The following is a 20,263-nucleotide window of genomic DNA, read 5'->3' as shown; positions in this document are numbered from 1 at the left end:
CCAGGCCCGATTTTGCCTCTTGACAATGTCCTGCTCATATTAAAAGGAACGTCCCTAAGTGCCGACTGCCTAAGTGCCGACTGGTTGCATTAGGAGTATCATCGTCTGCGCAAATAAGCACGGAAAAGCATATTAAAGATTGAGAGCGTATGGCTGATACCGCATCTAAGCACATTGACATGACCACCGGCTCGCTATGGCGCAATATTCCTCTGTTCGCCTTTCCCGTCGCCGCCACGAGTATCCTAGAGCAGCTGTCGAACCTCATTGCCACGGTCATCATCGGTAACTTCTCGGGCGACCAGGGAACGCTCGCCATGGCGGCGGTCGGCTCCAATGTTCCGCTTACCAGCCTTATGATCAACCTGTTTATTGGGCTGTCGCTTGGCTCCAACGTAGTCATCGCCAACGCTATCGGCCGCAACGATCAGAACATGGTCAAACGCGCCGTCCACACCTCGATTCTCATGGCGCTTGTGGGCTTTGTCGTCATCGCGCTGGGCGAGATCTTTGCCGAGCCCATGCTCGCGGCGCTCAACGTTCCCGCCGAAACCATGCCGCTCGCTTCGCTCTACCTGCGCGTCTTTTTGCTCAGCATGCCCTCGATCTTGCTCTACAACTTTGAGGCCGCGATCTTCCGCTCCGTCGGCATCACCCGCATGCCGCTGCAGGCGCTTGCCGTGTCCACCGTCCTCAACATTGGCCTGGACCTCATCTTTGTCCCCGTACTCCACTGGGGCGTCGCGGGCGTCGCCATCGCCACCGCCATCGCCTACACCGTCAGCGCCGCCACACTCTTTATCCGCCTGCTCAAAACCGACTCCGTCGTCCGCGTCACCCCACGCGACTTAGGCTTAGACCCCGTCGCTCTCAAGCGCATCGTCAAGATTGGCCTGCCCGCCGGCATCCAAAGCGCCGTCTTTGCCGTCGCCAACATCATCATCCAGTCCGCCATCAACAGCCTGGGCACCGAGGTCATGGCGGCATCGAGCGCCGCCATGAGCCTGGAGTATGTGTGCTACAACCTGCTCAACAGCTTTAGCCAGGCCTGCACCACCTTTGTGGGGCAAAACCACGGCGCTCGCCAGATCGACCGCTGCACCAAGACGCTCAAGGTCTGCCTGGTCGAAGGCGGCATCGTCGCGCTCACCACCATCGTCATCATCGTCGGTCTGGGGCGCGAGATCCTGGCGCTCTTTAACAGCGATCCCAACATCGTCTCAATCAGCTATATCCGCGTGTGCTCGATCTTCCCGGCATACGCCTTTAGCATGTTCTACGAAAACATGTCCGGCTACCTGCGCGGCTTTGGCATCTCGCTTATGCCCGCCCTCATCACCATGATTTGCGTCTGCGGCATCCGCTTCTATTGGGTGTTCTGCGTGTTCCCGCACTTCCGCACCTTTGCGAACATCATGATGGTCTACCCCATCAGCCTGGGCACCACAGCGTTCTTTATGGTCGTGGCGGTATTGCTCTGCCATCCGGCACGCACCTATCGTCTGGCGCAAGCCAAGACTGGGGCGCGCTAGACACATCCAACAAGGTGGCGCATCGGCAACTAGCTCACGATATGTGAGCTCATGTAGTCGATAAAGCGCCTCGTGGCGATCGGCATGGTATCCCAGCTGCGCCAGGCTGCCACGACGTCGCGTGAGGGAGCGTGCACGATGGGACGCACGCAAATATCAGCCTGCATGCCCTCGACCGTACGCCGGTAGAGCATGCTCACGCCGAGGCCCTCCTCCACCATCGCCATAATGGTGTAGTCGTCGGTAACCTCACTTGTCACGTGCGGGGACAGCCCGTGCGCCGCGAATGCATCGAGCACCAGGCTCTGCTCGCCCTCATCCAGCAGCACAAACGGTTCGGACGCGAGGTCGGCGAGCGTCACCTTTTCCTTTGCCGCCAGCGGATGGGCGGCTGGCAACAGCGCCACCAGCTCGTCATGATAGGCCACGCGCTTCTCGAGCCCTGTGGTAAATCCACGCGCCGTAAAGCAAAAGTCAACCACGCCATCGTGCACCCATTGGGCGTTGCGCGTGTAATCGCCCTGCTTGAGGGTAAAGCGCACGCCCGGATGCAGGGCCCCAAAGTCGCGGATCACGCGCGGCAGCACGGTACGGCTCACGTTGGTAAACGTCGCAATGCGAATGTCGGTCGATGAAAGCCCCAGCAACTCCTGACGCTTGCCCTCGAGCTCGGCCTCGGCCGTTACGATCTGGCGCAGATATGGCAGATACTGTTTGCCGTCGCGCGTAAGCGAGACGCCCTGCTTGCCACGCTCGATAATCGTGGTGCCCAGCTCGCGCTCGAGCGCCTTGACGGCCTGGCTTACCGCGCTTTGCGTATAGCCCAGCTCGTCGGCGGCACGTTTCAGGCTGCCGCAATCGACCACCATACATACAATCTGATACCGCGATGCCATCGTGCCTCCACATCGATGTAGCCGTAAAACGTTTTGCCAGGACTTTTTCTTCCAACATTAGTACTTCTTAATCATACTGAAGATACATTCGCTTTACTACATCCATATCTGGGAGCAGAATCCTTTTTGCGAAACCGTTCTGTAACAAAAGGAGTCCCATGGATCGCAAAAAAGCAATCGCGCTCTCATTTTCCGTTCCCGTCGCATGGGGCTTTTCGTACCCCCTCATGAAGATCGGCATGGACAGCATGAATGCCACGAGCATCGTCGCGCTGCGCTGCATCATCGCCTTTGCGGCCTGCCTGCTGCTCTTCCACAAGCACGCGGTGCGCATCAACCGTGACCTGATGGTCCGCGCCGCCATCATCGGCGCCATCATGGCAACCGAGATCACCTGCATGTGCCTGGGCTCCAGCCTCACCTCCGCCTCCACCGCCGGCTTTTTGCAGAGCCTGACGGTCGTGATCGTGCCGTTTGCCAACGCGGCCCTGCTGCGTCGCGCCCCCGAGCGCAAGGTGCTCATCGGCACCGCCATCGTCACCTGCGGCATGTTGCTGCTCTCGGGCGCCGACTTTACCAGCCTGAATCCCGGCGCGATCATCATGCTGCTCTCGGCCTTTATCTATGCCGGCCACATTATCATCGCCAAGCGCTTTGTCGAAGAAGTCGATCCGCTGGCTCTGGGCGTTTGGCAGCTGGGCTTCGGCGGCTTGTTCTCGGGTATCGCCGCATTTACCTTCGGCGGCTTCACGCTTCCCAGCACGCCGAGCGAGATCGTCGTTATCGTTGCGCTCGCACTCATCTGCTCTGCCTACGGCTTTATCACCCAGACGCTCGTGCAGCCCCACGTACCCGCCGAAACCACTGGCTTCGCCTTCTCGCTCGAGCCGGTCTGCTCCGCCGTCTTCTCGTTTTTCCTGGTCGGCGAGGTCCTGAGCCCCATCGCCTTCCTTGGCGCTGCCCTCATCCTCACCGGCGTCATGGTGGCAACTGCCGAGCTTCCGCGCCTTCGCGCACATGGGCATGCTCATATGGCGGCAGCGCCCGAGCACGTCTCGTAGACCCCACTCCTCATACAGCCGCGGCATAAAGGTCTCTGACGCCTTTACAATAGATGCCGACAAAGCATCTGCCCTAAAGGAGTTCCATGGACGCTGCAACTCGCGACCGCAACATAGCAACTTGGTTGGGCGATGCGCCGCAGCCGGTACGTAACGCTACGAACCAGCTGCTCGAGTGCATCGCCCTTCTGCGTGCCGAGCAGACCATCTACCCGGCACAAGACGACATCCTCAATGCCCTCGCCTACACGCCGGCCCACCAGGTCAAGGCCGTCATCCTGGGCCAAGACCCCTATCACGGGCCCAACCAGGCCATGGGGCTGTCGTTCTCGGTTCCTGCGACGCAAACCAAGTTGCCGCCGAGCCTGCGCAACATCTATAAGGAACTCAACGCCGATCTGGGCTGCCCCATTCCCGCCACGGGAGACCTAACCCCCTGGGCACAACAGGGCGTCCTGCTTCTCAACACGACGCTCACCGTGCGCGAACATGCCGCGAACTCGCACGCCAAGCTGGGCTGGAGCACGCTCACCGACTACGTTATCGAACGCTGCTGTCAGCTGCCCCAGCCGGTCGTCTTTTTGGCATGGGGCCGCTTTGCCCAGCAGATGGTCGAGGGCAAGCTCGCCGCGACCGGCGCGGGCAAGGCGGGCGGCAAGTTCTGCCTTGCCTCCACGCACCCCTCGCCGCTTTCGGCCAACCGTGCCACGGCAGAACTCCCCGCTTTTATGGGGTCGCGTCCCTTCTCGGCAGCCAATGAATTGCTCGAGCAAAACGGCAGCAGCCCCATCGACTGGGGCTGCCTCGCTTCATAACCTGCCTAGCCGGCGATCCAATATTGCGGATACTTATTGATATCAATGGGGTCGCCGAGCTCGCCGATATCGCTTATGGCCTCCATGCCCATCAGCGAGCGCAAGCGATTCTCGCACTCCATGATGGGCTCATTTACGGCCTTATTGAGCACATCGAACGTCGGCGACTCAAACGTATCCATGTTGACGTTGCCGAACCACTTGCTCTCAACGTAGTCGGCCTCCTCGTCGTCTGTGGCAACCCCCACCATCTGACGAGACCACGTCTTGAGCAGCGGCTCGCGATCGGCCTCGGCAATATTGAGCGCCACGTTGCCGCCAAACGAGAACGGCATGCTCTCCATCCCGCCCAGCAACTCCGGCAGCAGACAGCCAGTAGGCAGCGTCACCGTCACGCCGCTGCAGCCCGCAAACGCACCGCTCTGGATGCCGACCACCTTATCGCACAGCTCAATCTCGATGAGGTTCGAGCAGTGCGAGAAGGCATTCGAGTCGATTACGGTCGGTCCCGTCAACACACTCGCTAAATCGGCACGCTCGATATCGGACGGCGCCGAGACCAGCGTGGCGGTACCGTCACCGCTGTCCTCGATCTTCCATTCATCGCTCTCGAACGCATCGCCGTCCGCCTGGATAACCGTAGAAGCCTTGACCAACGGCAGCCCCATCATGGTTCGCAGGCGATTCTCGGGCTCCAATAGGTTCTGAGCCATCTGCGCCCTAACCGCATCGGCCGTCGGCTCCGGACCCTCCCCCATGAACCAATCGGAAAGCATGCCAAATTCCACAACGCCATAATACGTGTCGTAGTCGTCGTAGCCAATGAGTCCGTAGACCCATGCATTGAGGTAGTCCTGCTCCATGCCGCTGGGCAACGACAGGTGAATGCGGCTGGCCTCTTCTTGGGCATCGGTTGCGCCGTCCAAGAAGAAACCCACACCCGGCGATGGATAGCCCAGCGTCGCGATACCGGTACCGACGGTCAAGTTCGTAAAGGCGGCATCATTGCCAAACACCGATGACGCCAGGTAGTTTCGAGAGCCCGCACCCGTAGCTGCGTCGTAGTCGCCATTGGTATCCGCCACAAACGATGCACTCGCGAGCCTCGGGCAGTCCATGAATGCCTGGTCGCTGATTTCGATCGTTGCCGCGTGCACAGACGCCGAGACAAGATTCGTACAGCCTTCGAACGCCGACACGCCGACGTAGATATCGTTATCGGGAAGATCGATGTTCAGGTCGCCGGAGATGCCGGAATTTCTGAAGGCATAGCGATCGATATATGCCAGCTTGGGAGCCGAAGCCCAATCGACATCCCACGCGCCTCCGGTCCCCTCAAAGGCACCAGGCAGGTCCTTGGCGCCAGACAAGGAATAGCCGCCAAAGATCTCAATCGTACTCGGCAGCAGCTCAATCGTACCGTTGAGCATCCAGGGCGCACCGAGCAGGATGCTTGGCTTGCCTTCCTCGTCGCCATCGTAATAGCCGTAGAGAAGGGGCGCGTCGTCGCTTTGGGCATCGCAAGCAAAATCGTAAATGCCGTCGACAGTGACAAAGCGGCTGTCGTAGCCCTGCAGCTCGCCATCGGGCGCATACCAGGTGCAGCCGGCCGGATTGGGATTCTCGGTCGTGGCAAAGACAGCCTTTTTAGCACGCGACGCCACAAAGCCCAGGCCCGTACAGCCCTTAAAGGCATCGGCCCCCACCTCGATGCTATCAGGCGTGCCGATAAACACACCTTGAAGGTTTTGGCAGTTCTCAAACGCGTTACGGCCGATGGCACTCGTCTTCTCGCCCAGATTGACAAACCTGAGCTCCGCATCGCCCGAGAAAGCATACGGTGCGATGGAATCTACTTGGAGCTGCTTGCCGCCATCCGTAAGCAAGGTGCCGTCAAAGGTCGCGGACAGGTTGCCATCCTCATCGCCTGCAGCGGACAGCAAAATCGTCTTGTCGGCGTTGGCATAATACAAGTATCCGTCTTGAGACAGGCTCATCTTAATCACGCGCGCATCGGGTGCACCGGCAGCAGCCTTATGCTGCTCGACATACGCGACCTGGTCGTCGGTTGCGCACACGATGGTCCGCACGGAACCGCCCGCAAGGCTGCCGTCCTCGAGCGTCACCCTATCGTCAAACCGCGGCATGAGCACCAGCGTGTCCACAGAAGTGTTGCCCGCAAAGGCACCCTTCTTGATGGTGTTGGAAATCTGCACCAGGGCAATATTGGAACCCGTATCGAGCACATAGCACAGGTCGCTTTCGAGCTGCGAATTAATGTTGTACACCAGCCCCTGTGAGTACGTGAGCTGGACACTGGGGTTGGTCGCGGGCGACACGTATACGCCGTAGGCATTCTCTAGTTCGTCCGCGTGCTCGGTAATAAAATCGAGCAGCGCGGCATCGTCAACGACCAGGGTACAGTCCTGCAGCTTACTCACGTCAATCTGGGGCAACTCGCCCTCTTGGGACGCGTGCAGAACAATACGATCGAGCTTATTGCGATCGGGAATGACGACATGGGTAATATCGGCGGGAACATCGAGCTCGCGCGTATGGTAGGGAACGCCCAGATACTCCTTGCCATCGCGAGAGGTCAAGATACCCTCATCCGTTGCGGCATAGACGGGGTTATCCGATGCGACACGGTAGGCATCGAGCACCTGAAAGCCCGCATTGACGTTGACGTAGTACACCGAGGACGGTAGCTCTAGATTGTTGATCTGCCACGTAAAGACTTCACGCTGACGACTGTCGGTATAGGCGTCGACCGCCTGCACACCCTGCGGAACGCTGAGCGTCTCGCCCCCGCCATCGACCGACACGACCGACTCATCCACATCGACAAGCGTCTGCAGGCGTGAGTTATTGAGGCTGGTAGGGTCGTCGTCAAAGCGATAGTCCTCGTCGAGAGCATAACCCTGAAAACGCACCTTGTAGGCGGGGTCGATGGACACGACGTCGCCGGGAACCACCACATGGCGACCGGGTGTCAGCGTGTAGAAATACGGGACGGCCGCCTCGTTCTCGCGCCACCCCAGCAACAAGGCATTGAGGTAGCCCTCCGAATCGACATGGCCCGCCTGCTTCATAAAGGCTTCTTGTGTGTTAACGCCCAGCAGGTTCTCCTTGGAGCTCAGCGTGCTCCAAATCACACTACGCTGGCCCATCGAATCGGGCTGGCCGACCACAAACAGGCGCGACTGCGCCGGCTGGATGGTAACGGTTCGTGTCGTCCACGCCGTATCCTGCGACAAGCGCAGCGAGACGCTTACCGTGAGCGGCTGGCTCGAGCACAGCGCCGGATTCTGCTCGCCCGCTGCATTGGTCCACGAGTCGATGCGGAGATATGGAAACGTGGCGAACTCACCCTTGGTGCAGGCAAGATAGTAGAGGCCCTTGTCGTCACTCCAGTGGACATCCATGGCGCAGAACAGCGTCCAGGCGTCGAGCATCTGCCCATCGTAGATTGCATCCTCCACGGGCGAAATCTGCACGTTAACGGGATCGATGAATCCGGCCGCACCGTTAAACTGCGTAAGGAACGTTGTATCTCCCATGGGGGCACCCTTTTGAGGCGTGGGGTCCTGAAGGAGATACTTGTAGGAATTGGCCGTTGAGGTGGCCGAGCCGCCAGAACCACCGTTGCCGCCCGAACCGTTTCCACCCGCACCGCCGCCGGCATTGCCGCCAGACGCTCCACCCCCATTAATGACGGGGACGTTCTGTCCCGCGCCCGAGCCGCCAGCGCCGCCCGCGCCGCTGCCCGAGCCGCCCGCAACCCCTACGCCCGTTCCATCGGCGTTGCCGGTAACGTTATAGGCGGTCGTGCCGCTTTGCCCCGTCAGATTTACCTGTCCCTGTGTATTATCGAGCGGTGCCCGCTGCTCGCGTGCGCTCGTTTCCCGGTTGTCGCTATCCTCGTCATGACGATTTGCCTCGGCATCCGTCGAGAGCGGACTGATCCGATACGCCTCGCCGGACTCCGCGTCACCGTGACTGTATGCAGCGATATGCCCCGAAGGGTCGAAGCTCAGATTACTCTGGGCCAACTCAAAGGCGACTGTGCCAAATACGCCGACCACAGCAACCGAAACCGCCGCCGCCACAACGCGCGTTGCAGCCAAAGGCTTGGCACCATACATATTTTTAGCGGCATGCTGAACACGCGCGGACGCATTCCGCGGGCCTTTTAATTTGGCCGACGCCGCGTTCTTGTGCGAAGCCATATGTTGAGGATATTTAGAAAACACGTAGACCTACTCCCTCTACAACGCGTACAGCATGTAGCGACGGAAGCGTTCAATAACAGTTTGCGGAGCCGGCATGCTCCGATGCAGGCGTTCGGTAAAACGTCGGAGCGTGCGCAACTCGTTCGGTCTAAGCTGGCGGCCACCAAACGCATAAGCTTGATGAAGTCGAATCGCTCGACGGTATTCCCACGGGTCGATCTGGGGGAACACTGCAGCAAAGGCATCCAGGCAATCGAGCGGCTTGGTCTCGTCAAAGGCGTCGAGACCGCTTTGGTTCATCACAAGGGCAAGATAGCCGTAGAGTGCCGGCACGCATATATCCTGCTCATCACTCTCGATAGCCCGCGTGCGCCGAGCGCGCAAGACAAACCTGCGAACAAACAGAGCGAGCAGGGCGGCAATCGCCGTGCCGATCAAACCGACCCCAACTTTGGCCACAACGGGGATGTTATACATTACCGGCACATCCTCGCGATGCTTATCCTCGGCCTGTCCTGCGACCGAGCCCGCATCGAGCGTCTTATCGTTGGCGCCGTTGCTCCATGCCTCGCCCACATCGATAATCTTATCGGCATCGAGCGTCTGGCTATAGTATCCAGGGGTGACCTCCACGGGCGTCCATCCCTGACCGTCAAGGTAGATCTCGGTCCACGCGTGCGCATCGGCAGCCGTCAAGTTGAGCGCCACGCCTGCCCCAACAGCAGCGGCCATCTGATCATCTGTTGCCCGATAGCCCTCGACATAGCGTGCGGGAATTCCCTGAGATCGAAACGCGAGCGTCGCCGCCGTGGCAAAGTAAGCAGAGTTGCCCTCGTGCGCCGTGCCCAAGAACCACGCGACAAACGACATCGCCCCGGTATAGGCTGGCGGGTTATCCGTCTGCCCCGCAAGCGAAGCCAACATCGTGCGCACGCGACTGATCACGGCTGTATCCGAAACAGTCGCCCCAGCATCCCAGCTGTCGCTCGAGAACAGGTATGCATCGATGGCATCCCGCTCCTCTTCGCGAACGTCCAAGTAATTATCGCGAACAAAAGCGGCGTACACCCGCTCGCTTTTTGCATAGCTGCTCTTGGAGGACGCCAGCCAGCTCGAATCTGCGATGACGTCATCCACCGGCACGTTATCGACGGTCATGCGATACGCCTTAGACGGCAAAAAGTCCATGCTTAGCATCGTCGAGGCCGTCAACATTGCACCGGTACCGCCCAGCGAGCGCAGCGTATAGGGAGCATAGGTGTATCTGCGGTTGGCGCCCGACGCATCGACCGAAATCTCAACCGCCTCGACAGGCTCTCTGCCCTCACGCTCGGCCTCGGTGTCAAACGCGGCGCGCTGCTCGGCTACCGTCAAACCGTTCTGGCGCAGCCAATCACGCATGCCGGACCATTTGCCCTCGTAGGACATCCAGTCGCCGCGCCCCCAAGACATGCCATCAAACGTCGTGCCCACAAAACCCTTCATGAGTAGATCGTCGCCGAGCGTCTTGCTGGCGGCAAGCGACAGCGTCGTGGACTCGCCTTCGTTCATGTCCGCCGCTTGCGAAAGGTCGCCCTCGGGCAGCGAATCGTCCCCAAATCGAACGCCCTGGACTGCTCTGACGGCAGACGCCGACAGGGCGGACAACGCGGGAAGAGGTTGTACAAGGGCAACGGTCAGTACAAAGAGAACGCCGCATGCAACGCACAGGCCGCCAAGACCAAAAAGAACCTGGGGCAAACCTACCGTAGAGCCCCGCAACTCGTCAGCACGGCACTGGACAAGCCAGCCCGCAACGCCCAGCGTCATAGACATCGCAGAATCACCAAGCTGCAGCGCCATGGAAGCCGAGCCGCAGATAACGATGATTAAGAGCGTGGGCCACGAAACGCTCAAGTTGGCAAAAAGCCAGGCGAGTGAGCCGGCAAACATGCCGGCGAGCACCGCCAGCGACACGGCTTCACACAGCAGACCGGCGTCTGCCACCAATGGAATATACAGCTCACAGATTGAGTTGACGCGAGCGATAACGGTATTGACGCACGCATAGAAGCCCCAGCGTGCCGAAGGAATCAAGAGCGCGCATAAAAGCGCTACGGACGCCGCAGCCAAGGCAATCCAGAGGGGAGCCTTTTTCGAAGCCATCAAAACGCCCAAAGCGCCCAGCGCAACGGCCACGCCAACGGCAACGGCCAGCATTATCCCCATGCACGTTGCACTCAGGCACCGAGCAATTGTGCAGCAGAAGCCCGCAGACAATAAAACCGCGGGAGCCACCGACAGGAACATGGCAACAACGCGACCATTCGAAGCGATGCGCTCCGTCGAGGTAAGAGTCACAAAGTTCATCTTAGAGCTCCAGACTCTTGATACGGGCCGAATCACTCGATACCGGGCAATGCGTGATGATGTAGTTGGCTCCGTGCTCGATGCTATACGACTCGACCGAATCCGACACATGGAGTACCGATAGATCGGTCAGACGGCCTATCTCGATATAGGCCTGTTCATCGACGCCCACCGTTACCAGCACCGTTTTGCCAATGCCCTTTGCTGCCACGAGCTTGGCATAGTGCTCGTGCGATGTTGGATAGGCAGGGCCAAGCGGCGTTGCCGTCAAAGCATCAAGCATCCTATTGAACCCACGTCGGTCATCAACGGGATAGACAGCCAAAGAGCCTTCGGGGGCAGCCACGACCACATGATGGTATCCCTGACGCATAAGCGCCAGCGATATCGATGCGGTAAAACCCAGCACCGCAGAAAGAACCTCAGCGTGGCTTGCGTGCTCAAAATCGCACGCAAACGCACCAAACAAGATGGCAATAGCGTGGTCTTGTGGGCGCGAAGCCTCGCGCACCAGCATGTCGTCAAAACGCGTCGACAGCTTCCAGTGAATCGACTTAACGGCATCACCCTCGTGATAGGGCCTTATGTCAAAGACCTCGGAGGCATCTTGGCCGCTTCGATGGGGATCGTAGCTCGTGCCCTCAAGACCAGCAGAAGCACTTTGGTTAGGAACAACCTGGATGTCGAGCACCTCGGGATAGACCGTAAACAACCCATGAAAGTCTGCATTCTCGAGAGCAAGCGACGTAAAGCCCATCTCATCGACCAGGCGCGCGGTGTCAAGGGTAATCGTGTGCGCACCGCAGACGGTCGAATCGAGCTCCAGCTCAAACAAAGCGGGCCTGCCCGTCGCGGGGGCAAGACTTACGGGATAGACCGTCCGCGCTCCCGTCAGCTGGTTATAAACCGAAAACGACAGCTCCATACGACCGCGAAACATAAGCGGGCGATCCAGTGTGATGCGCAATACAAGAGGCGCGTTTACAACACACGACCGAGGAAGCTCAAAGCTAAGCTTAAGCAAGGCAACGCTCGAACGGCACGCCGCCACCGTAATCACGGGCATGGCGATCAACGCCGCGGCAGCAGCAAGCGCAGCCGCATTGGCGGTAAACACGAACGTGGCGAGCAGGAGCGCGACGGACGCGATATAGGTAATCTTGTTGGCAATCATGGGCGTAACGTAGGACGCAAAAGGTACACGATCCGCTACGAGCGGCCGCGAACCTGACCCATAGACGGGGCGGGAACGGCAGCGAGGATGCGGTCGAGGACGTCGGCGGCGCCAATCGATTCAATACGGGCCTGGGGGCGTAAAACGAGACGGTGGGCGCAAACAGCCTTAAATACCTCGCGCACGTCCTCGGGCACCACATAGTCGCGCTCACGAATCAATGCGCAGGCGCGCGCCATGCGGGTGAGCGCGATAATGCCGCGGGGGCTCACGCCCAGCTCGACAAGATCGTCATTACGGGTCTCCTCGCACAGGCGGACGATATAATCCAGCACCGTGTCGGCAACCTGTACGCCGCCCAGGTAGTTTTGGATATCGAGCAGGTCATCGCAGGCAACCATGGGCCTAATGTCGTCGAGCGGGTTGGCATAGCGACGGGCCTTGAGGATATCAATCTGGTCCTGGCGCGACGGATAGCCAACAGACAGGCGAACCATAAAGCGATCGAGCTGGCTATCGGGCAGCGGTTGCGTGCCGGCCGAGCCCACCGGGTTCTCGGTTGCGATACACACAAAGGGACGCGGGACCTGATGTGTCTGCCCGTCGATAGTCACCGCGCGCTCTTCCATAACCTCGAGCAGGGCCGACTGCGTCTTTGCGCTGGTACGGTTAATCTCGTCGCCCAGCAGCATGTTGCAGTTGACGGCACCCCACACAAAGCGAAACGTGCCGGTGTCGCGGTCGAACATCGTAAAGCCCGTTATGTCCGAAGGCAGGGTATCGGGCGTAAACTGCACGCGCTTAAAGTCCAGACCCAGCGCACGCGAAAGAGCCAGGGCCAGCGTCGTCTTGCCGGTACCGGGCACATCCTCCAACAGGATATGACCGCCAGCATAGATAGCCATGAGCGCCTTCTCGATCACATCGCGCTTGCCCAGCAGGGCGCGGCTCACTTCGTTGATGATTCTGCTTGACTGTTCGACGATCACGGTTACTCATTTCCTCGGTAAGCTGCCTCGGCCGTCGCGGCCGCCAGCTGTGCTTTCAAAACGTTCAGATCAATGGGCTTGCCCACATGTCCGTTCATGCCCACGCTGCGCGAGCGCTCAACGTCCTCGGTGTAGTCATTGGCGGAAAGCGCAATGATGGGAATGACAGCGGCATCCTCATGATTAAGTCCTCGAATCTGCTCCGCCGCTTCCCAACCGTTGAGCACGGGCATCTGAATATCCATAAGGATCGCATCGTACGTGCCCGTGGGCATGCTCTGAAATCGCTCAACAACCGCCTGGCCGTTTTCGGCACGATCAACCGCCGCGCCTCGTCTTGCCAGCAACTCAATCACGATCATGGCATTGATTTCGTTATCCTCGGCCAACAGGAATCGCTTGCCCTCAAACTGATAGGTAAACGACAAGTCAATGGAATCGCGCGCCGTCTCGAGGGTCTGCTCCTTACGTTTAAGGTCCTCGATCTGCTCCGACGTGGCCAGTCGCAGCGGAATGTAGGCCGAAAACGTTGAGCCGCGACCGGGCTCGGTATCGACGACGATCTCGCCGTCCATCAGGTCGACGAGCGCGCTCGTAATGGCCATGCCCAGACCCGTTCCGCCGTAGCGGCGAGCGATAGTGCGGTCTTCCTGCTCAAACGGTTTAAAGATTTTGCTGACGTAGCGCGGATCCATACCCTTGCCTGTGTCGCGCACGCGCAGCATATAGCTCACGCCGCCGTCTGCCCGGTACATCTCGCGCAGGGTTACGGTAACGCTGCCGCCCTGCTCGGTAAACTTGACCGCGTTGGAGATAAAGTTGATGACGATCTGCGACAGGCGTATGCGGTCGCCCACGACAAAAACGTTTTCGCAGTCCTCCAGATTGACCGAGTACGTAAGCCCTTTGTCGGCTGCCTGCGAGCTAAACATGCGCTCGATCTCGTCGGCAAACAGACGCATATCAAACGGCGCATCGTCAAGGCGCACGCGCCCGCTGTTGAGGCGACTCATGTCGAGCATGTCGTTGATAAGCGAAAGCAGGTAAGCCGAAAGCTGCGAGGCACGAGACAAGTCATCCATCAGGCGAGACTCATCCGCATGATGCTCGCGGGCAAGCGAAATCATGCCCTCGATGCCATTGAGCGGCGTGCGGATCTCGTGGCTCATCTGGTTCATATAGTCCGTGCGCGCGTTGGCGGTCTCGACGGCGCGATCGCGCTCGGACTCTGCCTTGGCGATACGCTCGTTTTCGGTCGTCACATCGACTGCAGAAACCAGATACTGCGTGCCGTCTTGAATGAGCGCAATCGTAAACCTAATGCTGAGCTGCGTTTTTTCTCCATGGGGCGCATGGTAGGAGCACAGAAGGTTCAGCGGAGTCGCGTGGTCCCAGTCCCTCACCTGTCGCTGTATGCGAACACGGTCGCTATCGGGAATAAAACGGTACAGCGTCTCGATGTCGTCGCCAATACGCTCGGGCGATACGCCAAAGACGCGTTCAAAATTTGGGGTGATATAGAGCGGAAGACAGTCGCTGGCACGCAAGACCAGCGCAACGTTGGGCCCTTGCTGCGCAAGCGCCTCTTCAAACAGTCGACGCGCTCGGTCCGCGTCGCGCTTCTCGTGTGAACCGAACAGCCCCAATATGCCCCCTTTTATATTTCGGGGTTTAGTCTACCAGCTCAAAGGCACTTTACAGAGATAATACCCAGCTAAAGTTAGCAATTAATGATGCAAAACGCGCCCGAGGCAACCATGCCATCGAGCGCGTTTTGTTACTCGGGCCAAATAAACTGGGTGCGGCCGGCCTCTCCGCCATCAATCAGCAGACTCTGCCCGGTCATAAACCGGTTGGTCACGCCCACGAAGTAGATCCACTCGGCGATCTCTTGGGCAGTGGCCCAGCGCTTGAGCGGTGTGAGCTCCATAATCTGATTCCACAGGCGCTCGTCTTCCATCACGCAACGGTTGAGCGGCGTGATAACGCCGCCCGGGTCCACACTGTTGGCGATGGCCTGCGGCGCCAGGCGGTTTGCAAGGTTCTTGGTGTAGGCGATAACGCCGCCCTTGCTGGCGGCATAGGCGGGAAACTCCGATCCCGTATGCCCGCTCGCCGACCCCACATTGACCACGGATGTAATGGCCGGCGCCGGCTTGGCGGCAAGCCCCTCCCCCACAAAGGCGTAGTGCTCGGTCACGTTGATGGTGCCACGCAGGTTGGCGGCAATATCGTCGGCCGAATCCTGTGTACCGGCAACGTTCACGATCACCTGGGGTTCAAGCTCGTCTGGAAACGAATCCGGCTCGCAGACATCAACGATCAGATGGCGATAGTGCTCGTGCTCGACTGCCGCCGGCAGCAGATCAAAACCCACGACCTCGTGACTCTCGTCCAAAAAGCGCTGCACGCACGCGGCTCCAATACCACCCGAAGCACCCGTGATCAAAACCCGCATACTTGCTCCTTAGGCGATTGCGTGGCGCTCGAGGTACTCGGCGCCCACATTCTCACGCTCCCAGCCACGCACGACCTTGTAGCCCACGGGGCTCAGGAAGACCTCGCACAGCAGCTCGGCAACAGCGCCGGTCAGCGAGCACATAAGGACCTGTACCCAGGTCCAACCAAAGAACGTGTGGCTCACCACAATGGCAAAGACCAGGTTGTCGATAAACTGGCCAACACCCGTGGACACATAGGAACGGAAGGCAAAGCTCGCAAAGTTATTCTTTTTGAGCATACGGCCGAGCGACTGGTTGAGCGTGGAGTTAACCACGGCAGAAACGAGCATTGCCAGCGAAGAGCCCAGCACCACGTACCAGGTGCCGCCAATGGTGGCGTTAAGGGCGGTGTTGACCTCGATCATGCCCGTGTCATAGTAGGCGCCCCACATGCCGGGCGTGAGCGAGCACAGCCAAAAGCACAGACTCACTGCCAGGTTGACCGCCAGCGCGAGGATAGAGATTTTGATGGATGCCTTGGCGCCAAAGCGCTTGCAGATCATGTCCTGGCACAAAAACGAAACCCAGCTCACCACAAAGCCGCAATCGAGTGCCAGATACGGCAGGCTGATGAGCTCTTTGTTGGCCAGCAGGTTCATCATGATGACGCTCACGAAAAACAGCGAAACCGTTGCCGCGGGAATGCTCCGCAACAGGACCTTGTAGTCCTCCATGACCTTCTTGATCATTATGTACTCCTTTGGTTTTAGGTTTAACGAGCAGGATATCGGACCCGAACTGCTCGGCCGCCACGGTCTTGAGGCGACGGTGGGTATGATAGCCGCTCACGCGGCGGCAGGCAAGCAAACGGCGCGGCAGCCCCGCAAGGCCACCGCGCCGGTGCACTAAAACGTTACGTTGCCAAACTCCGACAGGATAAGGTCGGGGTTGTGGTCGGTTGCCCAGTCCACGTTCCACGGACTCGTGAACAGCAGCAGCTTGCCGCCGCGCATGTCCTCGACACGCAGCGTGTCGCGCGTGAGCGAAAGGCCCGGGATATCGATAGTGTCGGGGTCGTTCTGGATCCAGCGGATGTCCGTATAGGGCAACGGCTGGCGACGAACCTCAACACGGTACTCGGCCTTAAGGCGGCGCTCGAGCACCTCAAACTGCAGCACGCCGACCACGCCCACGATGACGCTCTCCATGCCGGCACCCAGCTCGCGGAAGATCTGGATGGCGCCCTCCTGGGCAAGCTCCTCCATGCCCTTTACGAACTGCTTGCGCTTGAGCGTGTCGACCTGCGTAATGCGAGCGAACATCTCGGGGGCAAACGTCGGGATCTGTGGATACTGCACGTGGCGCTTGCCGGAGCACACGGTGTCGCCGATGCTAAAGATGCCCGGGTCGAACAGGCCCACGATATCGCCCGCATAGGCCTCGTCCACGATGGCGCGGTCGTCGGCCATCATCGAGGTGCCCGTCGCCAGCTTGAGCTTGCGGTTACCCTGCACATGGAAGGCATCCATGCCGCGCTCGAACTTGCCCGAGCAAATGCGCACAAAGGCAATGCGGTCGCGGTGGTTCTTGTCCATGTTGGCCTGGATCTTAAACACGAAGCCGCTAAAGTCGTTCTCGGCGGGCGCGACCGGCTCGCTGGTGAGTGTATCGGTATAGGCGCGCGGCGTCGGGGCCAGACGCAGGAACTCTTTAAGGAAGGGCTCCACACCAAAGTTGGTGAGTGCCGAGCCAAAGAACGCCGGGCTCAGCTTGCCGCAGGCCACGGCATCCAGGTCGAGCTCGTCACCGGCGCCATCGAGCAGCTCGATGTCGTCCATCAGGTTCTTGTGGTTCTCCTCGCCAATAAGCTCGTCCATGGCCGGATCGCCCAGCTCGGCCTCGACCTCGGCGACCTTCTTGGTGGCGTTGGCGTGGCCGTCGCCCTCAAAGGCAATGACGCGACGGGTCTGACGATCGAACACGCCGCGGAAGTTGCGCCCGCTGCCGATCGGCCAGTTCATGGGATACGTATTGATCCCCAGAACATTCTCGATCTCTTCCATGAGCTCAAAGGGATCGCGAGCCTCGTGGTCGAGCTTGTTCACAAAGGTAAAGATGGGAATATGGCGCAGCGTACAGACCTTAAAGAGCTTTTTGGTCTGGGCCTCGACGCCCTTGGCGCCGTCGATGACCATGACCGCGGCGTCGGCAGCCATAAGGGTACGGTAGGTATCCTCCGAAAAGTCCTGGTGGCCGGGGGTATCGAGGATGTTGACGCAGGCGCCGTTGTAGGTGAACTGCAGCACCGAGGAGGTAACGGAAATACCGCGCTCCTTCTCGATGTCCATCCAGTCCGAGACGGCATGCTTGGCCGAGCTCTTGCCCTTGACCGAACCGGCGGTCTGGATGCTGCCGGTATAGAGCAGCAGCTTCTCGGTAAGCGTGGTCTTACCGGCGTCCGGGTGGCTGATGATCGCGAATGTGCGGCGCGACGAGATTTCATCCGACAGGCTTGCCATGCGGATCCTTTCTTGCATTGAATGCATTACGTCGTTGTAACCGCACTATTGTAGCCGCGAAATCCCGCTCTAGGGCGCCTATCAGGACAAATTCATCAGTTGGGGCCTGGGTAGCCGGCCCAATCCGAATTTGTCTCTTGCGTAACTGTACATAGTGTATATATACTGTGCTTACCGGTTATATACACGTGTAGCCCAACAGCTAAGGAGCCGCTGTGGACATCATCCTATCCAATTCGAGCGACAAGCCCATCTACGAGCAAATAGCCTCGCAAGTCAAAGCTCAGATCCTTTCGGGCGCGCTCGCTTCGGGAGCCAAACTCCCCAGCATCCGTGCACTCGCGAGCGATCTTGGCGTGAGTGTCATCACCACCAAGCGTGCCTACGCCGACCTGGAGCAGCTCGGGTTTATCTGCACCGTGCAGGGCAAGGGCTGTTTTGTCGCCGAGGGCAACCAAGAACTCTTGCGCGAAAACCAGCTCTGCCATATCGAAGAGCTACTTGCGAAAGCGGCGAGCCAAGCCGAAGCCTTGGGCGTCACGCGCGACAAGCTGCACGAGATGCTCGACCTCGTAGCCCCCGAAACCATGCAGTAGCCATCTGCAAGAAAGGCTATACCATGCAAAACTTGCTAGAAATCAAAGGTGCATCGCGCCGCGTGAGCGACCGTTTCTCGCTGCGCGACGTCACGCTTGCCGTGGAGCCCGGTCAGATTGTCGGCTTTGTGGGCGTAAACGGTGCCGGCAAGACGACGACTATTCGCGCCGCGCTTGGGCTTATCAAACTCGATGTCGGCGAGGTGCACCTGTTTGGGCAGCGCTGTGGCGCCGACGCGCCCGATGAAGCGCAGCGCTGCTTGCACTCCCGCGTCGGTCTTGTCCTGGACACGTGCCCCTTCCCCTCCACGCTCAAGGTGGGCCAGGTCGAGACGCTCGTAGGCCCGGCGTACCCCACATGGAGTCGCGAAACGTTCGCCGGATTCATCAACCGATTTGGCCTCGATCCCAGGACAAAGGTCAAGGACCTCTCCCGCGGCATGGGCATGAAACTGCAGCTTGCCTGTGCGCTCAGCCACAATGCCAAGCTGCTCGTTTTGGACGAAGCCACCGCGGGCCTCGATCCCATGGCACGCGAGGAACTGCTTGATGAGCTGCTTGCCTTTGTCGCCGACGGCCAGCGCAGCGTGCTGCTCTCGAGCCACATTACGTCCGACCTCGATCGCACTGCCGACCGCGTCATCTGTATCGATAACGGCTCGATTGTGTTTGACCTGCCGCGCGAGGACATTACCGACCGCGCCGGCATCGCCCACTGTACCCAAGCACAGGCCGCCGAGCTTACGGCTTGCGTCGAAGGCGCCCGCGCCGCCCACCACGCCTACAGCGTGGACGTGCTCGTGCCCAACCGTCGCGATACGCTCGAGGCCTTTCCCGAGATTCCCTGCGATCGGGCAACCATTGATGACTATCTGCGCCTCATGCTGAAAGGGGCTTCGAAATGAAACGCGCCTTTATGTCCGAGCTCGCCATCGTTCGCACGCTCATCCCGAGCATTGCGGGCGTCGGCCTGTTCATCTTCGTCGTGTTGACCCTCGCCAACGCATCGGATGGCGATTCCGGTATGAGCGCCGGCGCCTGCGCGGTCAGCGCCATGTCGCCCATCACGGTCATGAATTCGCTAGCCGGCTTCGACAATCAAAATGGCTGGGAGCGTTATCGGGCGACGCTGCCCTTCTCGCGCAAAGACATTATTTGTGCCCGCTACCTGTGCATCGTTGTCTTCTCGGCCATCATGGCCTGCGCCGCCGTGCTTTTGAACATCATCGTCCTTCCGCTCTTCAACAGTGCGGGCGTGACCTCGACAGGACAAACCGTCTTTGAGATCGCAATCGCCTCGGCAGCCTCGATGCTCATCTCACTCATGATGGTATTTCTGGCGCAGCCGCTGTTCTTTCGCTTTGGACACATGGAGGCGCTGCGCCTTTCCGTCGGCCTGTTTGCCCTGCTCGGATGCCTTGCCATGGCCGCACTGAGCTCCTCCAACCCCATCAGCAACTGGCTTATGTCGATTGCCGGGGCGAACCCCGATCCTGCCGTCCTCGGCTGTCTGTGCGCAGGAATTGCCGCGCTGGCCCTCGTGCTATGCGCACTGAGCTGCGCCGTCAGCACCAAGGTTTATCGAGTACGCGATCTGTAAGCATGCGAGTCTCGATCCACGAAGGGAGTGATCGCCCCCCTCCCCGCAAATCCGTGGCA

General features: G+C 59.5%; 15 protein-coding genes. 6 read left to right on the top strand and 9 right to left on the bottom strand.

Annotation, left to right across the window (positions count from 1 at the left end):
- Positions 1 to 149: 149 nt before the first annotated feature.
- Entirely contained in the window at positions 150 to 1,532 is a 1,383-nt protein-coding gene (locus tag DW233_RS06920; RefSeq protein WP_118267434.1) for an MATE family efflux transporter, read from the top strand.
- Between the two features lie 29 nt (positions 1,533 to 1,561).
- Here the strand turns inward: DW233_RS06920 and DW233_RS06915 are convergent, their stop codons facing one another.
- Complete coding sequence (locus DW233_RS06915) at positions 1,562 to 2,428, bottom strand: LysR family transcriptional regulator (RefSeq protein ID WP_118267432.1); 867 nt, start codon at positions 2,426 to 2,428, stop codon at positions 1,562 to 1,564.
- 158 nt (positions 2,429 to 2,586) lie between these two features.
- Between DW233_RS06915 and DW233_RS06910 the strand changes: the two genes are divergently transcribed.
- The gene (locus DW233_RS06910) at positions 2,587 to 3,489 is read left to right on the top strand and encodes a DMT family transporter (protein WP_117862360.1); all 903 of its coding nucleotides are present in this window, start codon (positions 2,587 to 2,589) and stop codon (positions 3,487 to 3,489) included.
- A gap of 86 nt (positions 3,490 to 3,575) precedes the next feature.
- A complete protein-coding gene (locus DW233_RS06905; protein ID WP_118267430.1) occupies positions 3,576 to 4,304 on the top strand; it encodes a uracil-DNA glycosylase in 729 nt (242 codons plus the stop codon).
- Positions 4,305 to 4,309: 5 nt separating this feature from the next.
- Here the strand turns inward: DW233_RS06905 and DW233_RS10575 are convergent, their stop codons facing one another.
- From DW233_RS10575 to DW233_RS06865, 8 genes are all read right to left on the bottom strand, one after another.
- On the bottom strand, positions 4,310 to 8,431 hold the full coding sequence (locus DW233_RS10575; protein ID WP_147357141.1) for a leucine-rich repeat protein: 4,122 nt from the start codon (positions 8,429 to 8,431) through the stop codon (positions 4,310 to 4,312).
- Positions 8,432 to 8,572: 141 nt separating this feature from the next.
- Positions 8,573 to 10,885 carry a transglutaminase domain-containing protein gene (locus DW233_RS06895; RefSeq protein ID WP_158567822.1) on the bottom strand — a complete coding sequence of 771 codons (2,313 nt, stop codon included), beginning with the start codon at positions 10,883 to 10,885 and terminating at the stop codon, positions 8,573 to 8,575.
- 1 nt (position 10,886) lies between these two features.
- Positions 10,887 to 12,059 carry a DUF58 domain-containing protein gene (locus DW233_RS06890; RefSeq protein WP_118267424.1) on the bottom strand — a complete coding sequence of 391 codons (1,173 nt, stop codon included), beginning with the start codon at positions 12,057 to 12,059 and terminating at the stop codon, positions 10,887 to 10,889.
- Positions 12,060 to 12,094: 35 nt separating this feature from the next.
- Positions 12,095 to 13,048, bottom strand: coding sequence for a MoxR family ATPase (locus DW233_RS06885; protein ID WP_118267423.1), 954 nt, complete (start codon positions 13,046 to 13,048; stop codon positions 12,095 to 12,097).
- 2 nt (positions 13,049 to 13,050) lie between these two features.
- Positions 13,051 to 14,694, bottom strand: coding sequence for an ATP-binding protein (locus DW233_RS06880; RefSeq protein ID WP_118267421.1), 1,644 nt, complete (start codon positions 14,692 to 14,694; stop codon positions 13,051 to 13,053).
- 131 nt (positions 14,695 to 14,825) lie between these two features.
- Complete coding sequence (locus tag DW233_RS06875) at positions 14,826 to 15,506, bottom strand: SDR family NAD(P)-dependent oxidoreductase (protein WP_118267419.1); 681 nt, start codon at positions 15,504 to 15,506, stop codon at positions 14,826 to 14,828.
- Positions 15,507 to 15,515: 9 nt separating this feature from the next.
- Positions 15,516 to 16,238, bottom strand: coding sequence for a VUT family protein (locus DW233_RS06870; protein WP_233543264.1), 723 nt, complete (start codon positions 16,236 to 16,238; stop codon positions 15,516 to 15,518).
- 156 nt (positions 16,239 to 16,394) lie between these two features.
- Positions 16,395 to 18,008 (bottom strand): peptide chain release factor 3, encoded by a 1,614-nt coding sequence (locus DW233_RS06865; protein WP_118267417.1) that lies wholly within the window; start codon positions 18,006 to 18,008, stop codon positions 16,395 to 16,397.
- A 215-nt stretch (positions 18,009 to 18,223) separates the two neighbouring features.
- Here DW233_RS06865 and DW233_RS06860 point away from each other — a divergent pair, with 215 nt between their 5' ends.
- Genes DW233_RS06860 through DW233_RS06850 form a run of 3 tightly spaced genes read left to right on the top strand, consistent with a single transcriptional unit; the run spans position 18,224 to position 20,204 of the window.
- Entirely contained in the window at positions 18,224 to 18,604 is a 381-nt protein-coding gene (locus DW233_RS06860; RefSeq protein ID WP_117862352.1) for a GntR family transcriptional regulator, read from the top strand.
- A 23-nt stretch (positions 18,605 to 18,627) separates the two neighbouring features.
- A complete protein-coding gene (locus tag DW233_RS06855; RefSeq protein ID WP_118267415.1) occupies positions 18,628 to 19,509 on the top strand; it encodes an ABC transporter ATP-binding protein in 882 nt (293 codons plus the stop codon).
- The gene (locus DW233_RS06850; RefSeq protein WP_118267413.1) at positions 19,506 to 20,204 is read left to right on the top strand and encodes an ABC-2 transporter permease; all 699 of its coding nucleotides are present in this window, start codon (positions 19,506 to 19,508) and stop codon (positions 20,202 to 20,204) included. Before DW233_RS06855 ends, DW233_RS06850 begins: the two co-directional genes overlap by 4 nt.
- Positions 20,205 to 20,263 lie beyond the last annotated feature (59 nt).

This window comes from Collinsella sp. AM20-15AC (assembly GCF_003471405.1).
Taxonomy (GTDB): Bacteria; Actinomycetota; Coriobacteriia; order Coriobacteriales; family Coriobacteriaceae; genus Collinsella.
Note: the sequence above shows the minus strand (reverse complement) of the source record. Positions and strands in the feature narration are given on the sequence as shown.

What these genes read in the sequence shown, in the direction of transcription:
- DW233_RS06920 (WP_118267434.1), top strand. Translation starts at nt 150, where the DNA reads ATGGCTGATACCGCATCTAAGCACATTGACATGACCACCGGCTCGCTA.
- DW233_RS06915 (WP_118267432.1), bottom strand. Translation starts at nt 2,428, where the DNA reads ATGGCATCGCGGTATCAGATTGTATGTATGGTGGTCGATTGCGGCAGC.
- DW233_RS06910 (WP_117862360.1), top strand. Translation starts at nt 2,587, where the DNA reads ATGGATCGCAAAAAAGCAATCGCGCTCTCATTTTCCGTTCCCGTCGCA.
- DW233_RS06905 (WP_118267430.1), top strand. Translation starts at nt 3,576, where the DNA reads ATGGACGCTGCAACTCGCGACCGCAACATAGCAACTTGGTTGGGCGAT.
- DW233_RS06895 (WP_158567822.1), bottom strand. Translation starts at nt 10,885, where the DNA reads ATGAACTTTGTGACTCTTACCTCGACGGAGCGCATCGCTTCGAATGGT.
- DW233_RS06890 (WP_118267424.1), bottom strand. Translation starts at nt 12,059, where the DNA reads ATGATTGCCAACAAGATTACCTATATCGCGTCCGTCGCGCTCCTGCTC.
- DW233_RS06875 (WP_118267419.1), bottom strand. Translation starts at nt 15,506, where the DNA reads ATGCGGGTTTTGATCACGGGTGCTTCGGGTGGTATTGGAGCCGCGTGC.
- DW233_RS06870 (WP_233543264.1), bottom strand. Translation starts at nt 16,238, where the DNA reads ATGATCAAGAAGGTCATGGAGGACTACAAGGTCCTGTTGCGGAGCATT.
- DW233_RS06865 (WP_118267417.1), bottom strand. Translation starts at nt 18,008, where the DNA reads ATGGCAAGCCTGTCGGATGAAATCTCGTCGCGCCGCACATTCGCGATC.
- DW233_RS06855 (WP_118267415.1), top strand. Translation starts at nt 18,628, where the DNA reads ATGCAAAACTTGCTAGAAATCAAAGGTGCATCGCGCCGCGTGAGCGAC.
- DW233_RS06850 (WP_118267413.1), top strand. Translation starts at nt 19,506, where the DNA reads ATGAAACGCGCCTTTATGTCCGAGCTCGCCATCGTTCGCACGCTCATC.